Origin of the sequence: Sinorhizobium sp. CB7, assembly GCF_041357635.1 — a bacterium.
GTDB lineage: Bacteria > Pseudomonadota > Alphaproteobacteria > Rhizobiales > Rhizobiaceae > Rhizobium.
The window spans coordinates 1-683 of sequence record NZ_JAULLL010000067.1 but is presented as its reverse complement, the minus strand read 5'-3'; the positions used below and the strand labels follow the sequence as shown (position 1 = coordinate 683).

The window sequence follows — 683 nt, the reverse complement described above, 5'->3', positions numbered from 1 at the left end:
ACCGGCAAGTTCTTCATGCGCATCAGCTTCATCTCCGAGGAAGGCGTCGGGCAGCAGGCATTGATCGAGGGCTTCAAGCCGGTGGCGGCGAAATTCGAGATGGAGGCCGAGATCCATGACGCCGCCAAGCGCATGAAGGTGCTGTTGATGGTGTCGCGCTTCGGCCATTGCCTCAACGACCTGCTCTACCGCTGGAAGATCGGCGCGCTGCCGATCGACATCGTCGGCGTCGTCTCCAACCATTTCGACTACCAGAAGGTCGTCGTCAACCATGACATCCCCTTCCACCACATCAAGGTGACGAAGGACAACAAGCCGCAGGCCGAGGCGCAGCTGCTCGATCTGATCGACCAGTCCGAGACCGAGCTCGTCGTGCTGGCGCGCTACATGCAGGTGCTGTCGGACGCGATGTGCCGGAAGATGTCGGGCAAGATCATCAACATCCACCACTCCTTCCTGCCGTCCTTCAAGGGCGCCAATCCCTACAAGCAGGCCTATGAGCGCGGCGTCAAGCTGATCGGCGCGACGGCGCATTACGTCACCGCCGATCTCGACGAGGGCCCGATCATCGAGCAGGACACGGCGCGCATCACCCATGCGCAGTCGGCGGAGGACTATGTCTCAATCGGCCGCGACGTCGAAAGCCAGGTGCTGGCGCGCGCCATCCACGCCCATATCCATCG

Annotated in this window: 1 protein-coding gene; it reads left to right on the top strand. The window is 61.9% G+C overall.

Translation table 11 applies throughout. The features are described 5' to 3' along the window. Window positions 1-683, top strand: a 683-nt coding sequence (locus tag AAE029_RS36200) for a formyltetrahydrofolate deformylase (RefSeq protein ID WP_371077763.1), incomplete at both ends; no start/stop codon positions are given.